Origin of the sequence: Mesorhizobium sp. GbtcB19, assembly GCF_019091085.1 — a bacterium.
Taxonomy (GTDB): Bacteria; Pseudomonadota; Alphaproteobacteria; order Rhizobiales; family Rhizobiaceae; genus Mesorhizobium.
In genome coordinates this window covers 285,233-298,234 of record NZ_JAGXJY010000002.1, presented here as the reverse complement: position 1 = coordinate 298,234, position 13,002 = coordinate 285,233, and the positions used below count along the sequence as shown (strand labels likewise).

Sequence of the window (13,002 nt, the reverse complement as noted above, 5' to 3'; positions counted from 1 at the left end):
CTACTCTTCCGACGGCATATGCAGATACATCGACTGGATGCCGACGCGACCAGGGCCGGTGAAGCGGTTGACGACGAAGTTCATGGCGGCGCCGAAGAAGCCGCTGGAAAGCTTGTCGATCCTGGTATCCATCCTCACCGAAGCGTCCTTGAACAGCCAGCCGCCCGGCTCGATGTCGATGGTCTCGCCGGGGGCCAGAACCTTCTCGAAGACGTTGCCGTAACCGTGCAGCCAGACGATGCCGTCGCCTGTCTCGCCACGGAAACGGTCGATGAAGAAGCCGCTCTGGCCGAACAGCATTGTCCCAAGGCCGCGCACGCGCTCGAAGGTGTAGTCGACGCTGGCGGTGGCGGCGAGAAACTGATGCTCGCGCACCTGGATCTCCTCGCCGCGTCTGAGATGGATCGGCACGATATGGCCCGGACCGTCGCGGCTGAAGGCGATGATGCCAGGCCCGGAGGCCTCGGTGACGAATATCTGCATGCCGGCGATCATGCGCTTCAGCGCGCCCTTCAGCGACTTCAGGCCGATGGTGATCGAGGTATTCTTCCAGAGCAGGATGTGGTGTTCGAAATAGACCGGCATGTTGGTCACATCGACCGACAGCACCGGCACCAGTTCGCCGGCGACGTGATAGGTCACACCGCCAAAAGTCTCGTCCGACACTTCGGTCGGCATCAATTCCGGCAAGCTCGGCATGGTTCTCCCCCTGAGCGGAGCGGCGCTCCTTGCCTCGTGGCGGGTGCGGACGCTGCAGAGAACAGGTTTGATGAGGCGGATGACGCAATCAAATCAAAACCGCGCGATGATGCAGGAGGACGCGCGCCGACGATCTAGCCGAGCCGCTTCTCCAGAATGAGCGCGGGCAATCCTGAATTGCCGCCGCAATCGGCTGTCCTGCCTGCCGGCCGGAACCCATTGGCCTCGTAGAAAGCGATCGCCACGGCATTGGCTTCCTCGACCTCGAGACGCAGCGTATGCATCTCCGGAAAGCTGGCCTCGACCTCGTCGAGCAGCGACTGGCCGATCCCTTGCCGCTGCCAGGCCGGATGCACGTAGAGCTGGTTCAGAAGGACGATCTTCGGGTCGCTGGTGGCGGCGGCGAATGCCATGCCGCCGAGCCGCTTGCCGTCGTCGGCGACCAGGAATTCGGAATTCGGCCGCGTCAGCCGCGCCTTGAGCGAGGCGATCGAATGCCGGTCGTCGGTGATCTCGGTGACCTTTTCGGCGCCGTAGATGGCGTCGTAGGTCGCATGCCATGTCTCGACCAGCAGCGCACGGACCGCAACCAGATCGCGTTCGCTGGCGGTGCGGACGAACATCGCCCTACTCGATGCCGAGCTTGGCCTTGACCAGGTCGTTGACCGCCTGCGGGTTGGCCTTGCCGCCCGTCGCCTTCATCACCTGACCGACGAACCAGCCGGCCATGCTCGGCTTGGCGCGCGCCTGCTCGGCCTTGTCCGGGTTGGCGGCGATGACCTCGTCGACCGCCTTCTCGATGGCGCCGGTGTCGGTGACCTGTTTCATGCCGCGGCTTTCGACGAGCTCACGCGGATCGCCGCCCTCGTTCCAGACGATCTCGAACAGGTCCTTGGCGATCTTGCCGGAGATGGTGCCTTCCTTGATCAGGTCGAGAACGGAGCCCAGCTGCTCCGGAGAAACCGGAGCATTTTCAATATCTTTGCCGGCCTTGTTCAGCTGTCCCAGCAGATCGTTGATGACCCAGTTGGCGGCGAGCTTGCCGTCGCGACCGGAGGCCACTTTCTCGAAATAGTCGGCAATCGGCTTCTCCGACACCAGGACGGAAGCGTCGTAGGCCGACAGACCGAGCACATCGACCAGGCGCGCCTTCTTGTCGTCGGGCAGTTCGGGCAGTTCCTTGGCGAGCGCGTCGACATAGGCCTGGTCGAATTCCAGCGGCAAAAGGTCGGGATCCGGGAAATAGCGATAGTCGTGCGCTTCTTCCTTCGAGCGCATCGAACGCGTCTCGCCCTTGTTCGGGTCGAATAGGCGTGTCTCCTGATCGATCTTGCCGCCATCCTCCAGGATGGCGATCTGCCGACGCGCCTCGTATTCGATGGCCTGGCCGATGAAGCGGATCGAGTTCATGTTCTTGATCTCGCAGCGCGTGCCGAATTCGCCGCCCGGACGGCGCACCGAGACGTTGACGTCGGCGCGCAGCGAGCCTTCGTCCATGTTGCCGTCGCAAGTGCCGAGATAGCGCATGATCGAGCGCAGCTTGGTGACGTAGGCCTTGGCTTCGTCGGCCGAGCGGATGTCGGGCTTGGAGACGATCTCCATCAGCGCCACGCCGGAGCGGTTGAGATCGACATAGGACATGGTCGGGTGCTGGTCGTGCATCGACTTGCCGGCGTCCTGCTCCAAATGCAGGCGCTCGATGCCGACCTCGATGTCCTCGAACTCGCCCTGGCGGTCGGGGCCAACCGAAACGATCACCTTGCCCTCGCCGACGATCGGCTGCTTGAACTGCGAGATCTGGTAGCCCTGCGGCAGGTCCGGATAGAAATAGTTCTTCCGGTCGAAGACCGACTTGTGGTTGATCGCGGCCTTCAAGCCCAACCCGGTGCGGATCGCCTGCTTGACGCATTCCTCGTTGATGACCGGCAGCATGCCCGGCATCGCCGCGTCGACCAGGCTGACATTGGCGTTGGGCGCCGCGCCGAACGACGTCGAGGCGCCGGAGAACAACTTGGCCTCAGAGATCACTTGCGCATGCACTTCGAGCCCGATGATGATTTCCCAATCGCCGGTGGCGCCGGGGATCAGGCGTTTTGCGTCGGGGGTGCGGGTGTCGATGATGGTCATGGGGGCCTGCGGATAGCATGCGTGGGACGGTACGATTTGCATATCGTGATGCGAAAATCGCAACACTCGCTAGTCCAAACCGCCCTGCGAGACAAGCCTTGTGAGACAAGTGCAAAGCCGCGCGCTGGCCTTTTCGGCGGCTTTCGCCTATAGGACGCCCATCCCAATGGAGAGTGGATGTCCACTTACGCTCAGTCCCGGTGAAGCCCTGACCTCGAAGCCGAGGCAGGGCAGAAAAACCTGAAACCCCGTGCCGCGATGTCTCGCGGCGGCGGCTTTTGTTGTTTTTCCCGGGAATTTCTCCAATGGACATTTCGCGCAACGAACAGCGCATCCTGCACTTGCTCGCGCAAGGCGGGCGTATCGAAATCGAAAAGAACGAGAGCAGGAAGATCGCCTCGGTCCAGTGCCTGACCCGCGACGGCTGGCGCTATCCGGGCTTCGACCTGGAGCTGTTTCGAAAACTGAGGCGGAAGAAAGCGGTTTCCTCGACGGATGGCGGTCCGTACCGCATCACCCGACGCGGGCTCCAACTCGTCCGCGCCGAACTCGACAACCGATAGACTCCACTGCACACCGCCGGCTGGCAACAGCCGGCGGCTATCGCCGCCTCACGCGGTGGCGATGTAAGCCCTGATCTCCTCGGCTTCGCGCTCGACATCCTCGATGCGGCGCTTGACCACGTCACCGATGGAGACGATGCCGTCGAGCAGCCCGTTTTTCTCCACCGGCAGATGGCGGAAGCGGCCGCGCGTCATGATCTCCATGACCTCGTTGACGGTGTGGTTTTCGTTGCAGATCTTCACCTTCGGCGTCATCGCCGAGCGCACGGCGATGTCGAGCGCGGCGGCGCCTTCTTTGGCCACCACCCGCACGATGTCGCGCTCCGAGAGAATGCCGACGATCTTGCGATCGCCATTGGTGATGACGAGCGCGCCGATCCTGTGCTCGGCCAGCATGCGAATGGCCTCGCTCAGTTTTTCATTGGGCCCGAGCGTGAATACGTCATGGCCCTTGCTTTCAAGAATTGCCTTAACCGTCATGGCGTCCTCCACTGCCTTTGACGCCGGCTCCCCGCCCCGACCGGCTTTTGAGCCCCGGCGCCCTACGAAGACGCTGGGTGGCTCAAAGCGCGCCGTGGCGCGCTTTAAGATCTTGTTTTGATGCATGTCGTTGTCGCAAAACCGCTACGCGCTTTTGGGCGACATGCATGGCAACATCGTGCGCCGTGATTGGTTGCATTTCAAGTGCGCCTAAGGACTAGGCGGCAGCCCGCGGGCGGTCGAAGAAACGCAGTCCGAAAAAGCCGGCGACGAAGCCGCCGATATGGGCCTCCCAGGCGATCTGACCTTCGACACCCGGCGCGAATCCGAGCAAACCGGTGGCGAGATTTATGACCATCCACACACCCAGAAATGTCATGACGCCGCGCGAGCGCATCACGGTCGCGATCGGCAGAGGTTCGCCTGCGAAGGCCGCCCTGCCGGACGAACGGTCGACACGGAACCCGTAGCGCGCCGCCGCCCCCATCATGCCGGAGATGGCGCCGGACGCGCCGACCAGCGGCACCTCGCCGAGCGGATGGAGCGCCCAGAAGAGCACGACCGAAGCGAGGCTCGTTACCGCGAAGAACAACGCGAAGCGCAGCATGCCAAATCGATTGGCCAAAGGCGAACCGAAGGCCGCGAGCCAGACCATATTGATCAACAGATGAGCCACGCCGCCATGCAGGAACGCGTAGGTGAAGGGGCTGGAAAAGGCATAGAAATCAAGATCGTATCGACCGGAATAGCGAATGGGAACGAAGGCTGCCCGAATGAGCAGGGCAAAATCCTGGTCATCGGTAAGCAGATAGGCGCGCACCAGATGGACCGCCACGCAAATGCCGATCACCGCCAGCACCGCCGGCGGCAGGTTGAACACGGGTTCGCGGCCCCGCGGCTCAGGCTCTTCGTCCGGCAGCGGTTCGGTTTCATTAGGGCTTACCGGTTCGCTCATGCGCCTTTTGGGGTCCTGGACTCGCGTTTCGGGCGAGCATGTAGATCACGCCCTTTCGAATCACAAACAGCGAATCGCCACAGTCACGACCGGAAGAAGCGCGAATCGGAACGAGGGCGAATCAAAAAGAAGGCCGTCCAGGTGTCCCCCTGAACGGCCGGTCGAGTCCCCTGCTCCCCATAAACTCTGACTGAAGTGCTGCCGATCGCTGCTGAAACGACCGTTTTTGGAGTGGTTTTGGTGTGCCACAGGCCTCGGCGGCGCGCAATGTAAACCACTTGTTAACCTTAACGACCCCGAAGCGTGAACAAACGTTAACGATACTGGCACGCATCCTGCTCCGCACCGCATGAAGGTCATCGGAGGGCGCCCTGTCTGTTCGCCGATGGGACATCAAAAGACAGATTGTGCGGAGCGGAATGGAAATGAAGGAAAAAGGATCGATCGCGCTGTTCCAATATTGGAACCAGTTGCGTGATGGTCGCCTGGCCCCGAAGCGATCGGAAGTGGAGCCGGCCGACATCAAGTCGCTTTTGGCGGACACCTTCATCCTCGAGCGCGACACGCGCGGCGAAGCGGTGTTCCGGTTGGCCGGCACAAGGCTTTGCGCCTATTACGGCCGCGAGCTCAAGGGTTTCTCCTTTCCCTCGCTCTGGCGGGAGAAGGACCAGCGGCTGGTGTCGCGCCTCATGCAGGGCGTTTTCGAGCAGAAATCGGTCCTGCTCATGACCTTCGAGGGGTTCAGCCGCAACGGCCGTTCCAACAAGTTCGAGCTCCTGGCCCTGCCGCTGGACGGCGGCGCCGAGAACCAGCGCTGCCTCGGCATCATCAGCACCGCCGACAAGCCGTTCTGGCTGGGCGCCGATCCGCTCGCCGACGCGCTGATCGATACGATCCGGGTGATCGATCCCGAGAAGGAGCCGATGTTCCTGAAGAACCGGCCGGCGATCGACGTTCCCTCGCTCGTCCCGGCCGAATTCGACCCTCCGGAAACGATTTCAGCACTCGGCCGCGTGCGCCGCATCCGCCATCTCGTCGTTCTCGACGGCGGTCGTCACGAATGAGCCCGACCGCGCGTGTTTTTTGCCCCGCGCGCGGTTAATTTTTCCGCCTGGAATCGACCTCCTGGCGTTGGCATTCGCGGCCGATTTTTCCCGTTTGTTAACCTGCTTTGCTGTAGTTTTTTGGGCGAAATTCCTCGCATCGTCGCGCGGAATGCCAAAGGGGTGTAGGCAGTCATGAGGTCAGCGGCGGTAGATTATGCACCGTCACGAGCTGAACGGCGCAACTTTCAGCGTGTCCGCGTCAAGATCTACGGGCGCTTCATGCTGGAAGACCGCACCGAGCATCCATGCCAGGTGATCGACATGTCACCCGGCAATGTTGCGCTGCGCACGGAGCGCATCGGCATGCCGGGCGAAAAGGTCATCGCCTATATCGATCATATCGGCCGCGTCGAAGGCGTCGTGACGCGCACCTCGCAGGACGGTTTCGCCATGACCGTCATCGCCTCGGATCGCAAGAAGGACAAGCTTGCCGCGCAACTCACCTGGCTTGCCAACAAGCACGAGCTCGACCTGCCCGAGGACCGTCGCCACGAGCGCGTGGCGCCGCGCAATCCGATGAGCGTTCTGCAGCTTACCGATGGGCGCCAGTATCAGTGCCGCATCATCGACCTGTCACTGTCGGGCGCGGCGGTCGAGATCGACGTCAAGCCGGCGATCGGCGTCCAGGTCATGCTCGGAACCATGCGCGGCCAAGTGGTGCGCCATTTCGAAGACGGCGTCGCCATCGAGTTCGCCGTCATCCAGCGGCCGGAAACCCTGGACCAGGAATTCAACGCGCCGCGGTCCTGACGCGGGCCGAACAACAGGCACGAAGCGAACCGGCCCTCAGCGGCCGGTTTTTTGTTGCCCGGTTTTGACAGGTTGGATGCAGATCGCCCCAGGCCACCAGAACCTGAGGCGAGCCCGGCAAATCTGAATAATCCAGGATCGCGATAGTTCAAATTTTATGTTTATTCGACCGGCGTTTTACTCAATGTCTACTTCGGGTTTTTGCGTCAAATAAATCCCAACGTGGCACAGTCTTCTCAAACGGGGAGACTACCACAATGAAAATGACGAGGGGCAAGCTGTTGCTCTTGGCAATGGCGATGCAGCTGTCCGCGTGGGGAACGGCAAGCGCGGGACCGGCTTACATGCATACGGGTGGCCGCACCACCCAGCCGGTCGGTCACTATGATTTCTGCCAGCGCATTCCTGTCGAATGCAACCAGCGGACGCCGAAGGAGCCGCCGGTCGAGCTGACACGCAAGCTGTGGGCGACCATCGTCAACGTCAACAATTCGGTCAACACCCGCGTCAAGCCGCGCACCGACATGGAGAACTACGGCGTCGAGGAATACTGGGCCTATCCCGACAACGGTTATGGCGACTGCGAGGATTATGGACTGGAGAAGCGCCGCCAGCTGATGGCCGTTGGTGTCCCCGCCGGCGACCTGCTGATGACGGTGGTGCGTCAGCCGAACGGCGACGGCCACGCGGTGCTGACGGTGCGCACCAGCCTCGGCGAGTTCATCCTCGACAATCTCGAGCCGAAAGTGCTCGCCTGGAACGACACGGTCTATACCTACCTCAAGCGTCAATCGACCGAGAATTCCGGCGTTTGGGTCACCATCAACGACGGCCGCGACGCAGCCGTCGCCAGCGTCCGCTAAGGACGCCAAAAGCGATTAGCTACGTCGTGCCCGCGCGACGTGCATAGGAAAAGCCCGGTCGAGTCCCCACCCTCCCCGTCCCCAACGACCGGGTTTTAGGAGCCGGCCCCTGTCCCCGGGGCCGGCTCCGCTATTTCCGGCTTGGGGATTCGACGACGTGCCTACTGGTTGCTACTTTCTGGCTGCTGCGCGGACGCGTCAGCCCCCAGGAACAAAGGTAGAAGCGACCGAAAGCACTGCATGGCAAACGAGTCTAAATCCCGACGCCTCGCCGTTCTCATCGATGCCGATAACGCCTCGGCGAAAATTTCCGACGGCTTGTTTGAAGAGATCGCAAAAATAGGCGAAGCCAGCGTCCGCCGTATCTACGGAGACTTCTCAAACGCAAGATCCAAGGGTTGGGCAGACATTCTTTCGAAATATGCCATCATCCCCCAACAGCAATTCGCCTACACCACCGGGGAGAACGCGTCCGATATCACTCTGGTGATCGATGCCATGGACCTATTGCACAGCGGCCGCTTTGACGGGTTCTGCCTGGTTTCGTCGGATAGCGATTTTACGAGGCTTGCAGCCCGCATCCGCGAACAGGGCGTCGATGTTTTCGGGTTCGGAGAGCAGAAAACACCTGAGAGCTTTCGGCAAGCGTGCCGCCGCTTCGTCTACACCGAAAATCTTCTTCCCGGCGCGGCGAGTCCTGAAGACACAGTTGCAACTCCAAAGCCGCTGCATGCGCCAAGTGCGGCTACGCCGATGCTCAAGAAAGTCATAGGTCAAATGGACAGCGAGGATGGATGGGTCCTCCTCGGGACGTTTGGCAAGCAGCTCTCAAATCTGTTCTCCGATTTTGACCCACGCACCTATGGCTTTGGCAAACTCAGTGATCTCGTGAGGAAGACAGCGGAATTCGAAATCGACACATCGAACGGTGGCGCGATGCGAATACGGCTGAAGCCCAAACCCGCGAAAGGCTCAGGAACAAAGCCGCATAAGCCCTGAACCCATTGTGTTCACACCTTCCCAACGCCGGTTGACGGATGCACTATCGAGCTTTCCGGGCCACGAGCAATGCTGGAAGTCCCCGACGATCGCTGCGAGCGCCACCGGCTTTTCAAGGCCATTGACGACGCCTTCAAGGCGGGCGATTTCGCGGCCCTGGGTGTTGCCCTGGGCGGTTCAACGCGCTGGTTCGACGAGAGGATGCCGTTCGAGCTCGGCCTCGGGCATCCACTAGAGTATGCCACCTATTGGAGCCCGACCGCGTTCATCAGCGCCTTGCTCGATGCCGGCTCGAATCCGAATTATGAGGATCCTGCCGGGTTTCCCTCGATCATTGCGGCGTTGTCGACGGAACGGCCGGACAGGCTGGAGATCGTGCGTATCCTGCTCGAACATGGCGCCGACCCGGATATGCGCGGCGTCAACGACTGGACAGCCCTGCACTATGCGGTGTCGCGGCGTGACACTGACGCGATCCACCTGCTGCTGCTCTCAGGCGCGGATCCGTCGCTGCGGACCCGCATCGACGACTATGAAACGGCGCTGGAAGGCGCGGAAGAGGCGGGCTTCGAGGCCGGTGCTTTCCTGCTGCGTGAGGCCATGCACAGCCGCCGCGTATGATGACGCGCTAGGCAGTCCGCCGCCGTCACACTGTCGTCAGTTTGGCTTTGAAGCGTTTGGCGTTGGCGACATAGTGGGCCGCCGAGACGCGCAGCCGCTCGACCGCCGCTTCGTCCAGCGTCCTTATCACCTTGGCGGGCGAGCCGACGATCAGCGAATTGTCCGGAAAAACCTTGTTTTCCGTCACCAGCGCGCCGGCGCCGACCAGCGAGTTGTTGCCGATCCTGGCGCCGTTCAGCACGATGGCGCCCATGCCGATCAGGCTGTTGTCGCCGATCGTGCAGCCATGCAGCAGCGCCCTGTGGCCGATCGTGCAGCCTTGGCCGATGGTCAGCGGAAAGCCCGGATCTGTGTGCATGATCGTATGTTCCTGCACGTTGGTGTCGGCGCCGATGATGATCGGCTCACCGTCGCCGCGGATGGCGACACCGAACCAGAATCCGACATTGCGGCCGATCCTGATATTGCCGATCAGCGTGGCGTCGGGTGCTATCCAGTTGGTTTCAGCATCCTCGAACTCAGGTGCTTTCCCGTCGATCGCATAGACCGGCATTTTTCGTCTCCGAATCGTCTCAACCAGCGAATTCGAAAGACCCTAGGTTGGCGGTCGCCCAGGATGCAATGGCGATGAGCACGACGCCGAGCGCCAGCGCCCAGGCGACGGCGGTGCAGCCGCAGGACAACAGCGCCATCGTGCCGATGCGCCCCTCGCGCCGGGCGGCCAAGGCTTCATTCGTGAGCATGAACGGGCCGGCGCAAGCCGTCGCCGCCAGCGAGCGCAGGATATGGACCGGCGAGACATAAGGTTCGGCGAAGGCCAGGCGCCGGCCGGACAGCAGTTCCATGGCCGATCCGGCCAGTCCGCAGGTCGTGAGACCGACCGCAAAGGCGTAAAGAACAAGCACAACGGGACCCATGTTTACCAACCGTTTACCATGAAAACGCACAGTCGTGCCAACGCGCTGCAAGAGCCATGCCGCAAAGGCTGTGCCGCCGAAGGACAGGTGGGCGGATCGGGAAAGAGCGAATGAGACAGGCAAGCGTCGCCGAGAGCCCGGACTTCGAGGTCGTCGATTCGACCTTGATGAAGCGGGTCTTCTATATCTTCGCGGCGCTGGCGCTGCTTTCGGTGGCGATCAGCGTCGGCGGCAAATGGCTTGGTCGGTCGATCGCCATGGCCGGCTATTCGGACGACACGACGGTGCGCCAGATCGTCATGGGCAACAATCTGATCAGCGTGCCGGCGAACTTCATCCGCTTCGACCAGGCCCGGCGCGACGGCATCGCCTCGCGGCTCGATCTTTATCTGCGCTATCCCGAAATGGACGGGTACAGCACGGCCGCGCGCGACGACTTCAACCACGCGACGACCCGGAAGATCGTTTTCCTGTCCTTCGAGCCGCGCATGATGTCGCGTGACATGAGCGGCCGCTTCGCGCCGATCTACAGCGCCCTGATCGAAAAGCCGGGCACGCCCGGTCCGGGCGGCACGACGGTTTACGCCTTCAGCGAAAAATCAGGCTATCTGAACGAGGTGCTGGCCATCGCCGAGCGTCCCGGCAAGGACCCGTTCGTCGCCCGCTGCCTGAGCGGTCCGAGCGCCGAGGAATCGCTGGCGCCTTGCGAACGCGACATCCAGGTCGGCGACGATCTCAGCCTCACCTACCGTTTCCCCCGCGAGCTGCTCGCGAATTGGCCGGCGCTTGACGCGGCGATTGCGGCGAAGGTGGCAGGCATCCTGAAGACAGGGCATTAGCGGCTGGCTCAACGCTTGTCCGTCTCGGGCGCCAAGACATGGTCTGGCATCGCGCTGACAAGGCGCGCTAAAGATCGAGCATGACGCCCGCCTATCTCACCTTCGATCCGACCAGCCGCAGTCTGCGGCTCGACCCGCACGAGCCGGCCTTCGTGCAAAACCCTTATGAGGCCTACGCCTTCCTGCACGGCGCCGCCAACGCCTTCTTCTGGGAGGACTACGGCTTCTGGTGTTTCGGTGGGTTCGACGACGTCAGTCGCCTTTTGCGCGACCGCCGCTTCGGCCGACAGAATCCGGCCGGCATCCCCGACAGCCGCGGTGTGGGCGACGACCGCTCGCATCTTGCGGCCTTTGACGCGATCGAGGCCAATTCGATGCTGGAGTTGGAGCCGCCGGTGCACACCAGGCTTCGCACGCTGGTCAACCGTGCGTTCGTCTCGCGCCAGGTCGAACGGCTGAGATCACGTATCGAGGCTTTGGCCAACGAACTGATCGACCGCTTCGAACCGGGCGGCGTCGACCTGCTGCCCGCTTACGCCTCGCCTCTGCCGATCACCATCATCGCCGAAATGCTCGGCGTTCCGATCGAGATGGGGCCACAACTGCTCGACTGGTCGCATCGCATGGTCGCCATGTACACGCATGGCCGGACGCGGGAGACCGAGGACACCGCCAACCGCGCCGCGCGCGATTTCGCGGACTTCCTGCGCGGCTACGTCGCCGAGCGGCGCAAGAAGCCTGGCGACGACCTGCTTTCGCTGCTGATCGAGGCCCGGGACAACGGCCAGAAGCTCTCGGAGGACGAGCTGGTTTCGTCAGCTATCCTTCTGCTCAATGCAGGGCACGAGGCGACCGTGCACCAGACGGGCAATGCCGTGAGATCGATCCTCACGCAGGGCGGTGATCCACGCCGCTTCTTCGCGACGCCGGAAGCGAACGCCGCCACGGTCGAGGAGTGCCTGCGCTTCGATGCGCCACTGCACATGTTCCTGCGCTATGCCTATGAAGAGATGGAAGTGGCGCCGGGTATTCTGCTCAAGCCCGGCGACAAAATCGCGCTGCTGCTCGGCATGGCGAATCATGATCCGCTGGCCTTCGTGGGATCAGACACTTTCAATCCGATCCGCACCGACCAGAAGAACGTCTCCTTCGGCGCCGGTATCCATTTCTGCATCGGCGCGCCGCTGGCCAGGCTCGAACTGCAGGTATCGTTGAAGACGCTGTTCGACCGGCTGCCAGATTTACGCCTGGCGGAGACGCCGCGCTTCCGTGACACTTATCATTTCCACGGGTTGGAGCGGGTTGCCGTGGCCTTTTGACCGCCGAACCGATCCGCCTCGAGCAGCTGAAATCGTCGTTCGGAACCTAGACAATGAAATTCGCCTACCTGCAGGAGCCGCCCTTTTGCTTCACCGATGCCGCCGGCAAGCTTGGCGGCTGCGATGCGGTGCTCGCCGACAAGATTTGCCAGATGCTCGAGCTGGAGCCCTTTTCATCGATCGAGACGGAGTTCGTCGAACTGCTCCCCGGACTGGTTGAGGGCCGGTGGGAGATGACGACGGGTCTGTTCATCTCCGAGGAACGAAGCAAGCTCGTGGACTTCACGCGGCCGATCTGGTCACTGCCGGACGGGCTGATGGTCGCCAAGGCCAACCCGCTGGACTTGACTGGCTACGGGTCCATCGCTCGGCACCCTGCCGCCGTGCTCGCAGTGATATCGGGCCAGATCCAACACCAGACCGCGCTGCGGAACGGCGTGCCGCCGCAACGGATCAGGATATTCGCCACGCAGGCCGAAGCCGCCGAAGCCGTCGCGGCAGGCCAGGCCGACGCCTATGCCAGCGTCGCCATGGCGCATCGCGGCTATGTCAACGGCCGGCCGGGCGCGCTGCTCGATGTGATCGATGTGCCTGCCTCCGAACGGCAGCCCGCCGCGGGCGCCTTCGCTCTCGCCAAGAGCAACGACGCGCTGCGCCGACGCGTCGATCAATGCCTCGGTGACCTGCTCGGAAGCGTCTGGCACCGGGATTTGATGAGCCAACATGGCTTTTCCAACAGCGATGTCGACCGGCTGCTCTGATTA

Annotated in this window: 16 protein-coding genes; 9 read left to right on the top strand and 7 right to left on the bottom strand. The window is 62.3% G+C overall.

Annotation, left to right across the window (positions count from 1 at the left end; all coding sequences use genetic code 11):
- The 3 genes from KVT37_RS05445 to gatB form a co-directional block, all read right to left on the bottom strand.
- Positions 1–699, bottom strand: a complete 699-nt coding sequence (locus KVT37_RS05445) for an AIM24 family protein (RefSeq protein WP_217570450.1) — start codon at positions 697–699, stop codon at positions 1–3.
- A gap of 134 nt (positions 700–833) precedes the next feature.
- Complete coding sequence (locus tag KVT37_RS05440; RefSeq protein WP_217570448.1) at positions 834–1,322, bottom strand: GNAT family N-acetyltransferase; 489 nt, start codon at positions 1,320–1,322, stop codon at positions 834–836.
- 4 nt (positions 1,323–1,326) lie between these two features.
- Positions 1,327–2,826, bottom strand: a complete 1,500-nt coding sequence (gatB, locus tag KVT37_RS05435) for an Asp-tRNA(Asn)/Glu-tRNA(Gln) amidotransferase subunit GatB (protein WP_217570446.1) — start codon at positions 2,824–2,826, stop codon at positions 1,327–1,329.
- A gap of 305 nt (positions 2,827–3,131) precedes the next feature.
- On the opposite strand from gatB, the gene KVT37_RS05430 reads away from it, so the two are divergent.
- On the top strand, positions 3,132–3,389 hold the full coding sequence (locus KVT37_RS05430; RefSeq protein WP_127305754.1) for a YjhX family toxin: 258 nt from the start codon (positions 3,132–3,134) through the stop codon (positions 3,387–3,389).
- 48 nt (positions 3,390–3,437) lie between these two features.
- Here KVT37_RS05430 and KVT37_RS05425 read toward each other — a convergent pair whose 3' ends face one another.
- Together KVT37_RS05425 and KVT37_RS05420 are read right to left on the bottom strand one after the other, a co-directional pair.
- Positions 3,438–3,869: a CBS domain-containing protein gene (locus tag KVT37_RS05425; RefSeq protein WP_040983461.1), complete on the bottom strand. Its 432-nt coding sequence runs from the start codon at positions 3,867–3,869 to the stop codon at positions 3,438–3,440.
- 217 nt (positions 3,870–4,086) lie between these two features.
- Positions 4,087–4,824, bottom strand: a complete 738-nt coding sequence (locus KVT37_RS05420) for a rhomboid family intramembrane serine protease (RefSeq protein ID WP_217570444.1) — start codon at positions 4,822–4,824, stop codon at positions 4,087–4,089.
- Between the two features lie 425 nt (positions 4,825–5,249).
- On the opposite strand from KVT37_RS05420, the gene KVT37_RS05415 reads away from it, so the two are divergent.
- From KVT37_RS05415 to KVT37_RS05395, 5 genes are all read left to right on the top strand, one after another.
- Complete coding sequence (locus tag KVT37_RS05415; protein ID WP_217570442.1) at positions 5,250–5,888, top strand: PAS domain-containing protein; 639 nt, start codon at positions 5,250–5,252, stop codon at positions 5,886–5,888.
- A gap of 174 nt (positions 5,889–6,062) precedes the next feature.
- On the top strand, positions 6,063–6,680 hold the full coding sequence (locus KVT37_RS05410) for a PilZ domain-containing protein (protein ID WP_217570440.1): 618 nt from the start codon (positions 6,063–6,065) through the stop codon (positions 6,678–6,680).
- Positions 6,681–6,937: 257 nt separating this feature from the next.
- On the top strand, positions 6,938–7,543 hold the full coding sequence (locus KVT37_RS05405) for a transglutaminase-like cysteine peptidase (protein WP_217570431.1): 606 nt from the start codon (positions 6,938–6,940) through the stop codon (positions 7,541–7,543).
- A gap of 240 nt (positions 7,544–7,783) precedes the next feature.
- Positions 7,784–8,542 (top strand): NYN domain-containing protein, encoded by a 759-nt coding sequence (locus KVT37_RS05400; protein ID WP_217570429.1) that lies wholly within the window; start codon positions 7,784–7,786, stop codon positions 8,540–8,542.
- 69 nt (positions 8,543–8,611) lie between these two features.
- A complete protein-coding gene (locus tag KVT37_RS05395) occupies positions 8,612–9,163 on the top strand; it encodes an ankyrin repeat domain-containing protein (RefSeq protein WP_217570427.1) in 552 nt (183 codons plus the stop codon).
- 25 nt (positions 9,164–9,188) lie between these two features.
- On the opposite strand, the gene KVT37_RS05390 is transcribed toward KVT37_RS05395, so the two are convergent.
- Positions 9,189–9,716 (bottom strand): gamma carbonic anhydrase family protein, encoded by a 528-nt coding sequence (locus KVT37_RS05390; protein WP_217570425.1) that lies wholly within the window; start codon positions 9,714–9,716, stop codon positions 9,189–9,191.
- A 19-nt stretch (positions 9,717–9,735) separates the two neighbouring features.
- Positions 9,736–10,080: a hypothetical protein gene (locus tag KVT37_RS05385; RefSeq protein ID WP_217570424.1), complete on the bottom strand. Its 345-nt coding sequence runs from the start codon at positions 10,078–10,080 to the stop codon at positions 9,736–9,738.
- Positions 10,081–10,190: 110 nt separating this feature from the next.
- Between KVT37_RS05385 and KVT37_RS05380 the strand changes: the two genes are divergently transcribed.
- From KVT37_RS05380 to KVT37_RS05370, 3 genes are all read left to right on the top strand, one after another.
- Positions 10,191–10,919: a hypothetical protein gene (locus KVT37_RS05380; protein WP_217570423.1), complete on the top strand. Its 729-nt coding sequence runs from the start codon at positions 10,191–10,193 to the stop codon at positions 10,917–10,919.
- A gap of 80 nt (positions 10,920–10,999) precedes the next feature.
- Complete coding sequence (locus tag KVT37_RS05375; protein WP_217570422.1) at positions 11,000–12,238, top strand: cytochrome P450; 1,239 nt, start codon at positions 11,000–11,002, stop codon at positions 12,236–12,238.
- Positions 12,239–12,291: 53 nt separating this feature from the next.
- Positions 12,292–12,999, top strand: a complete 708-nt coding sequence (locus KVT37_RS05370; RefSeq protein WP_217570421.1) for a transporter substrate-binding domain-containing protein — start codon at positions 12,292–12,294, stop codon at positions 12,997–12,999.
- Positions 13,000–13,002 lie beyond the last annotated feature (3 nt).

Bases quoted from the DNA above. Each gene is read 5' to 3' on its own strand.
- KVT37_RS05445 (WP_217570450.1), bottom strand. From the start codon at position 699: ATGCCGAGCTTGCCGGAATTGATGCCGACCGAAGTGTCGGACGAGACT.
- KVT37_RS05440 (WP_217570448.1), bottom strand. From the start codon at position 1,322: ATGTTCGTCCGCACCGCCAGCGAACGCGATCTGGTTGCGGTCCGTGCG.
- gatB (WP_217570446.1), bottom strand. From the start codon at position 2,826: ATGACCATCATCGACACCCGCACCCCCGACGCAAAACGCCTGATCCCC.
- KVT37_RS05430 (WP_127305754.1), top strand. From the start codon at position 3,132: ATGGACATTTCGCGCAACGAACAGCGCATCCTGCACTTGCTCGCGCAA.
- KVT37_RS05425 (WP_040983461.1), bottom strand. From the start codon at position 3,869: ATGACGGTTAAGGCAATTCTTGAAAGCAAGGGCCATGACGTATTCACG.
- KVT37_RS05420 (WP_217570444.1), bottom strand. From the start codon at position 4,824: ATGAGCGAACCGGTAAGCCCTAATGAAACCGAACCGCTGCCGGACGAA.
- KVT37_RS05415 (WP_217570442.1), top strand. From the start codon at position 5,250: ATGAAGGAAAAAGGATCGATCGCGCTGTTCCAATATTGGAACCAGTTG.
- KVT37_RS05410 (WP_217570440.1), top strand. From the start codon at position 6,063: ATGAGGTCAGCGGCGGTAGATTATGCACCGTCACGAGCTGAACGGCGC.
- KVT37_RS05405 (WP_217570431.1), top strand. From the start codon at position 6,938: ATGAAAATGACGAGGGGCAAGCTGTTGCTCTTGGCAATGGCGATGCAG.
- KVT37_RS05400 (WP_217570429.1), top strand. From the start codon at position 7,784: ATGGCAAACGAGTCTAAATCCCGACGCCTCGCCGTTCTCATCGATGCC.
- KVT37_RS05395 (WP_217570427.1), top strand. From the start codon at position 8,612: ATGCTGGAAGTCCCCGACGATCGCTGCGAGCGCCACCGGCTTTTCAAG.
- KVT37_RS05390 (WP_217570425.1), bottom strand. From the start codon at position 9,716: ATGCCGGTCTATGCGATCGACGGGAAAGCACCTGAGTTCGAGGATGCT.
- KVT37_RS05385 (WP_217570424.1), bottom strand. From the start codon at position 10,080: ATGGGTCCCGTTGTGCTTGTTCTTTACGCCTTTGCGGTCGGTCTCACG.
- KVT37_RS05380 (WP_217570423.1), top strand. From the start codon at position 10,191: ATGAGACAGGCAAGCGTCGCCGAGAGCCCGGACTTCGAGGTCGTCGAT.
- KVT37_RS05375 (WP_217570422.1), top strand. From the start codon at position 11,000: ATGACGCCCGCCTATCTCACCTTCGATCCGACCAGCCGCAGTCTGCGG.
- KVT37_RS05370 (WP_217570421.1), top strand. From the start codon at position 12,292: ATGAAATTCGCCTACCTGCAGGAGCCGCCCTTTTGCTTCACCGATGCC.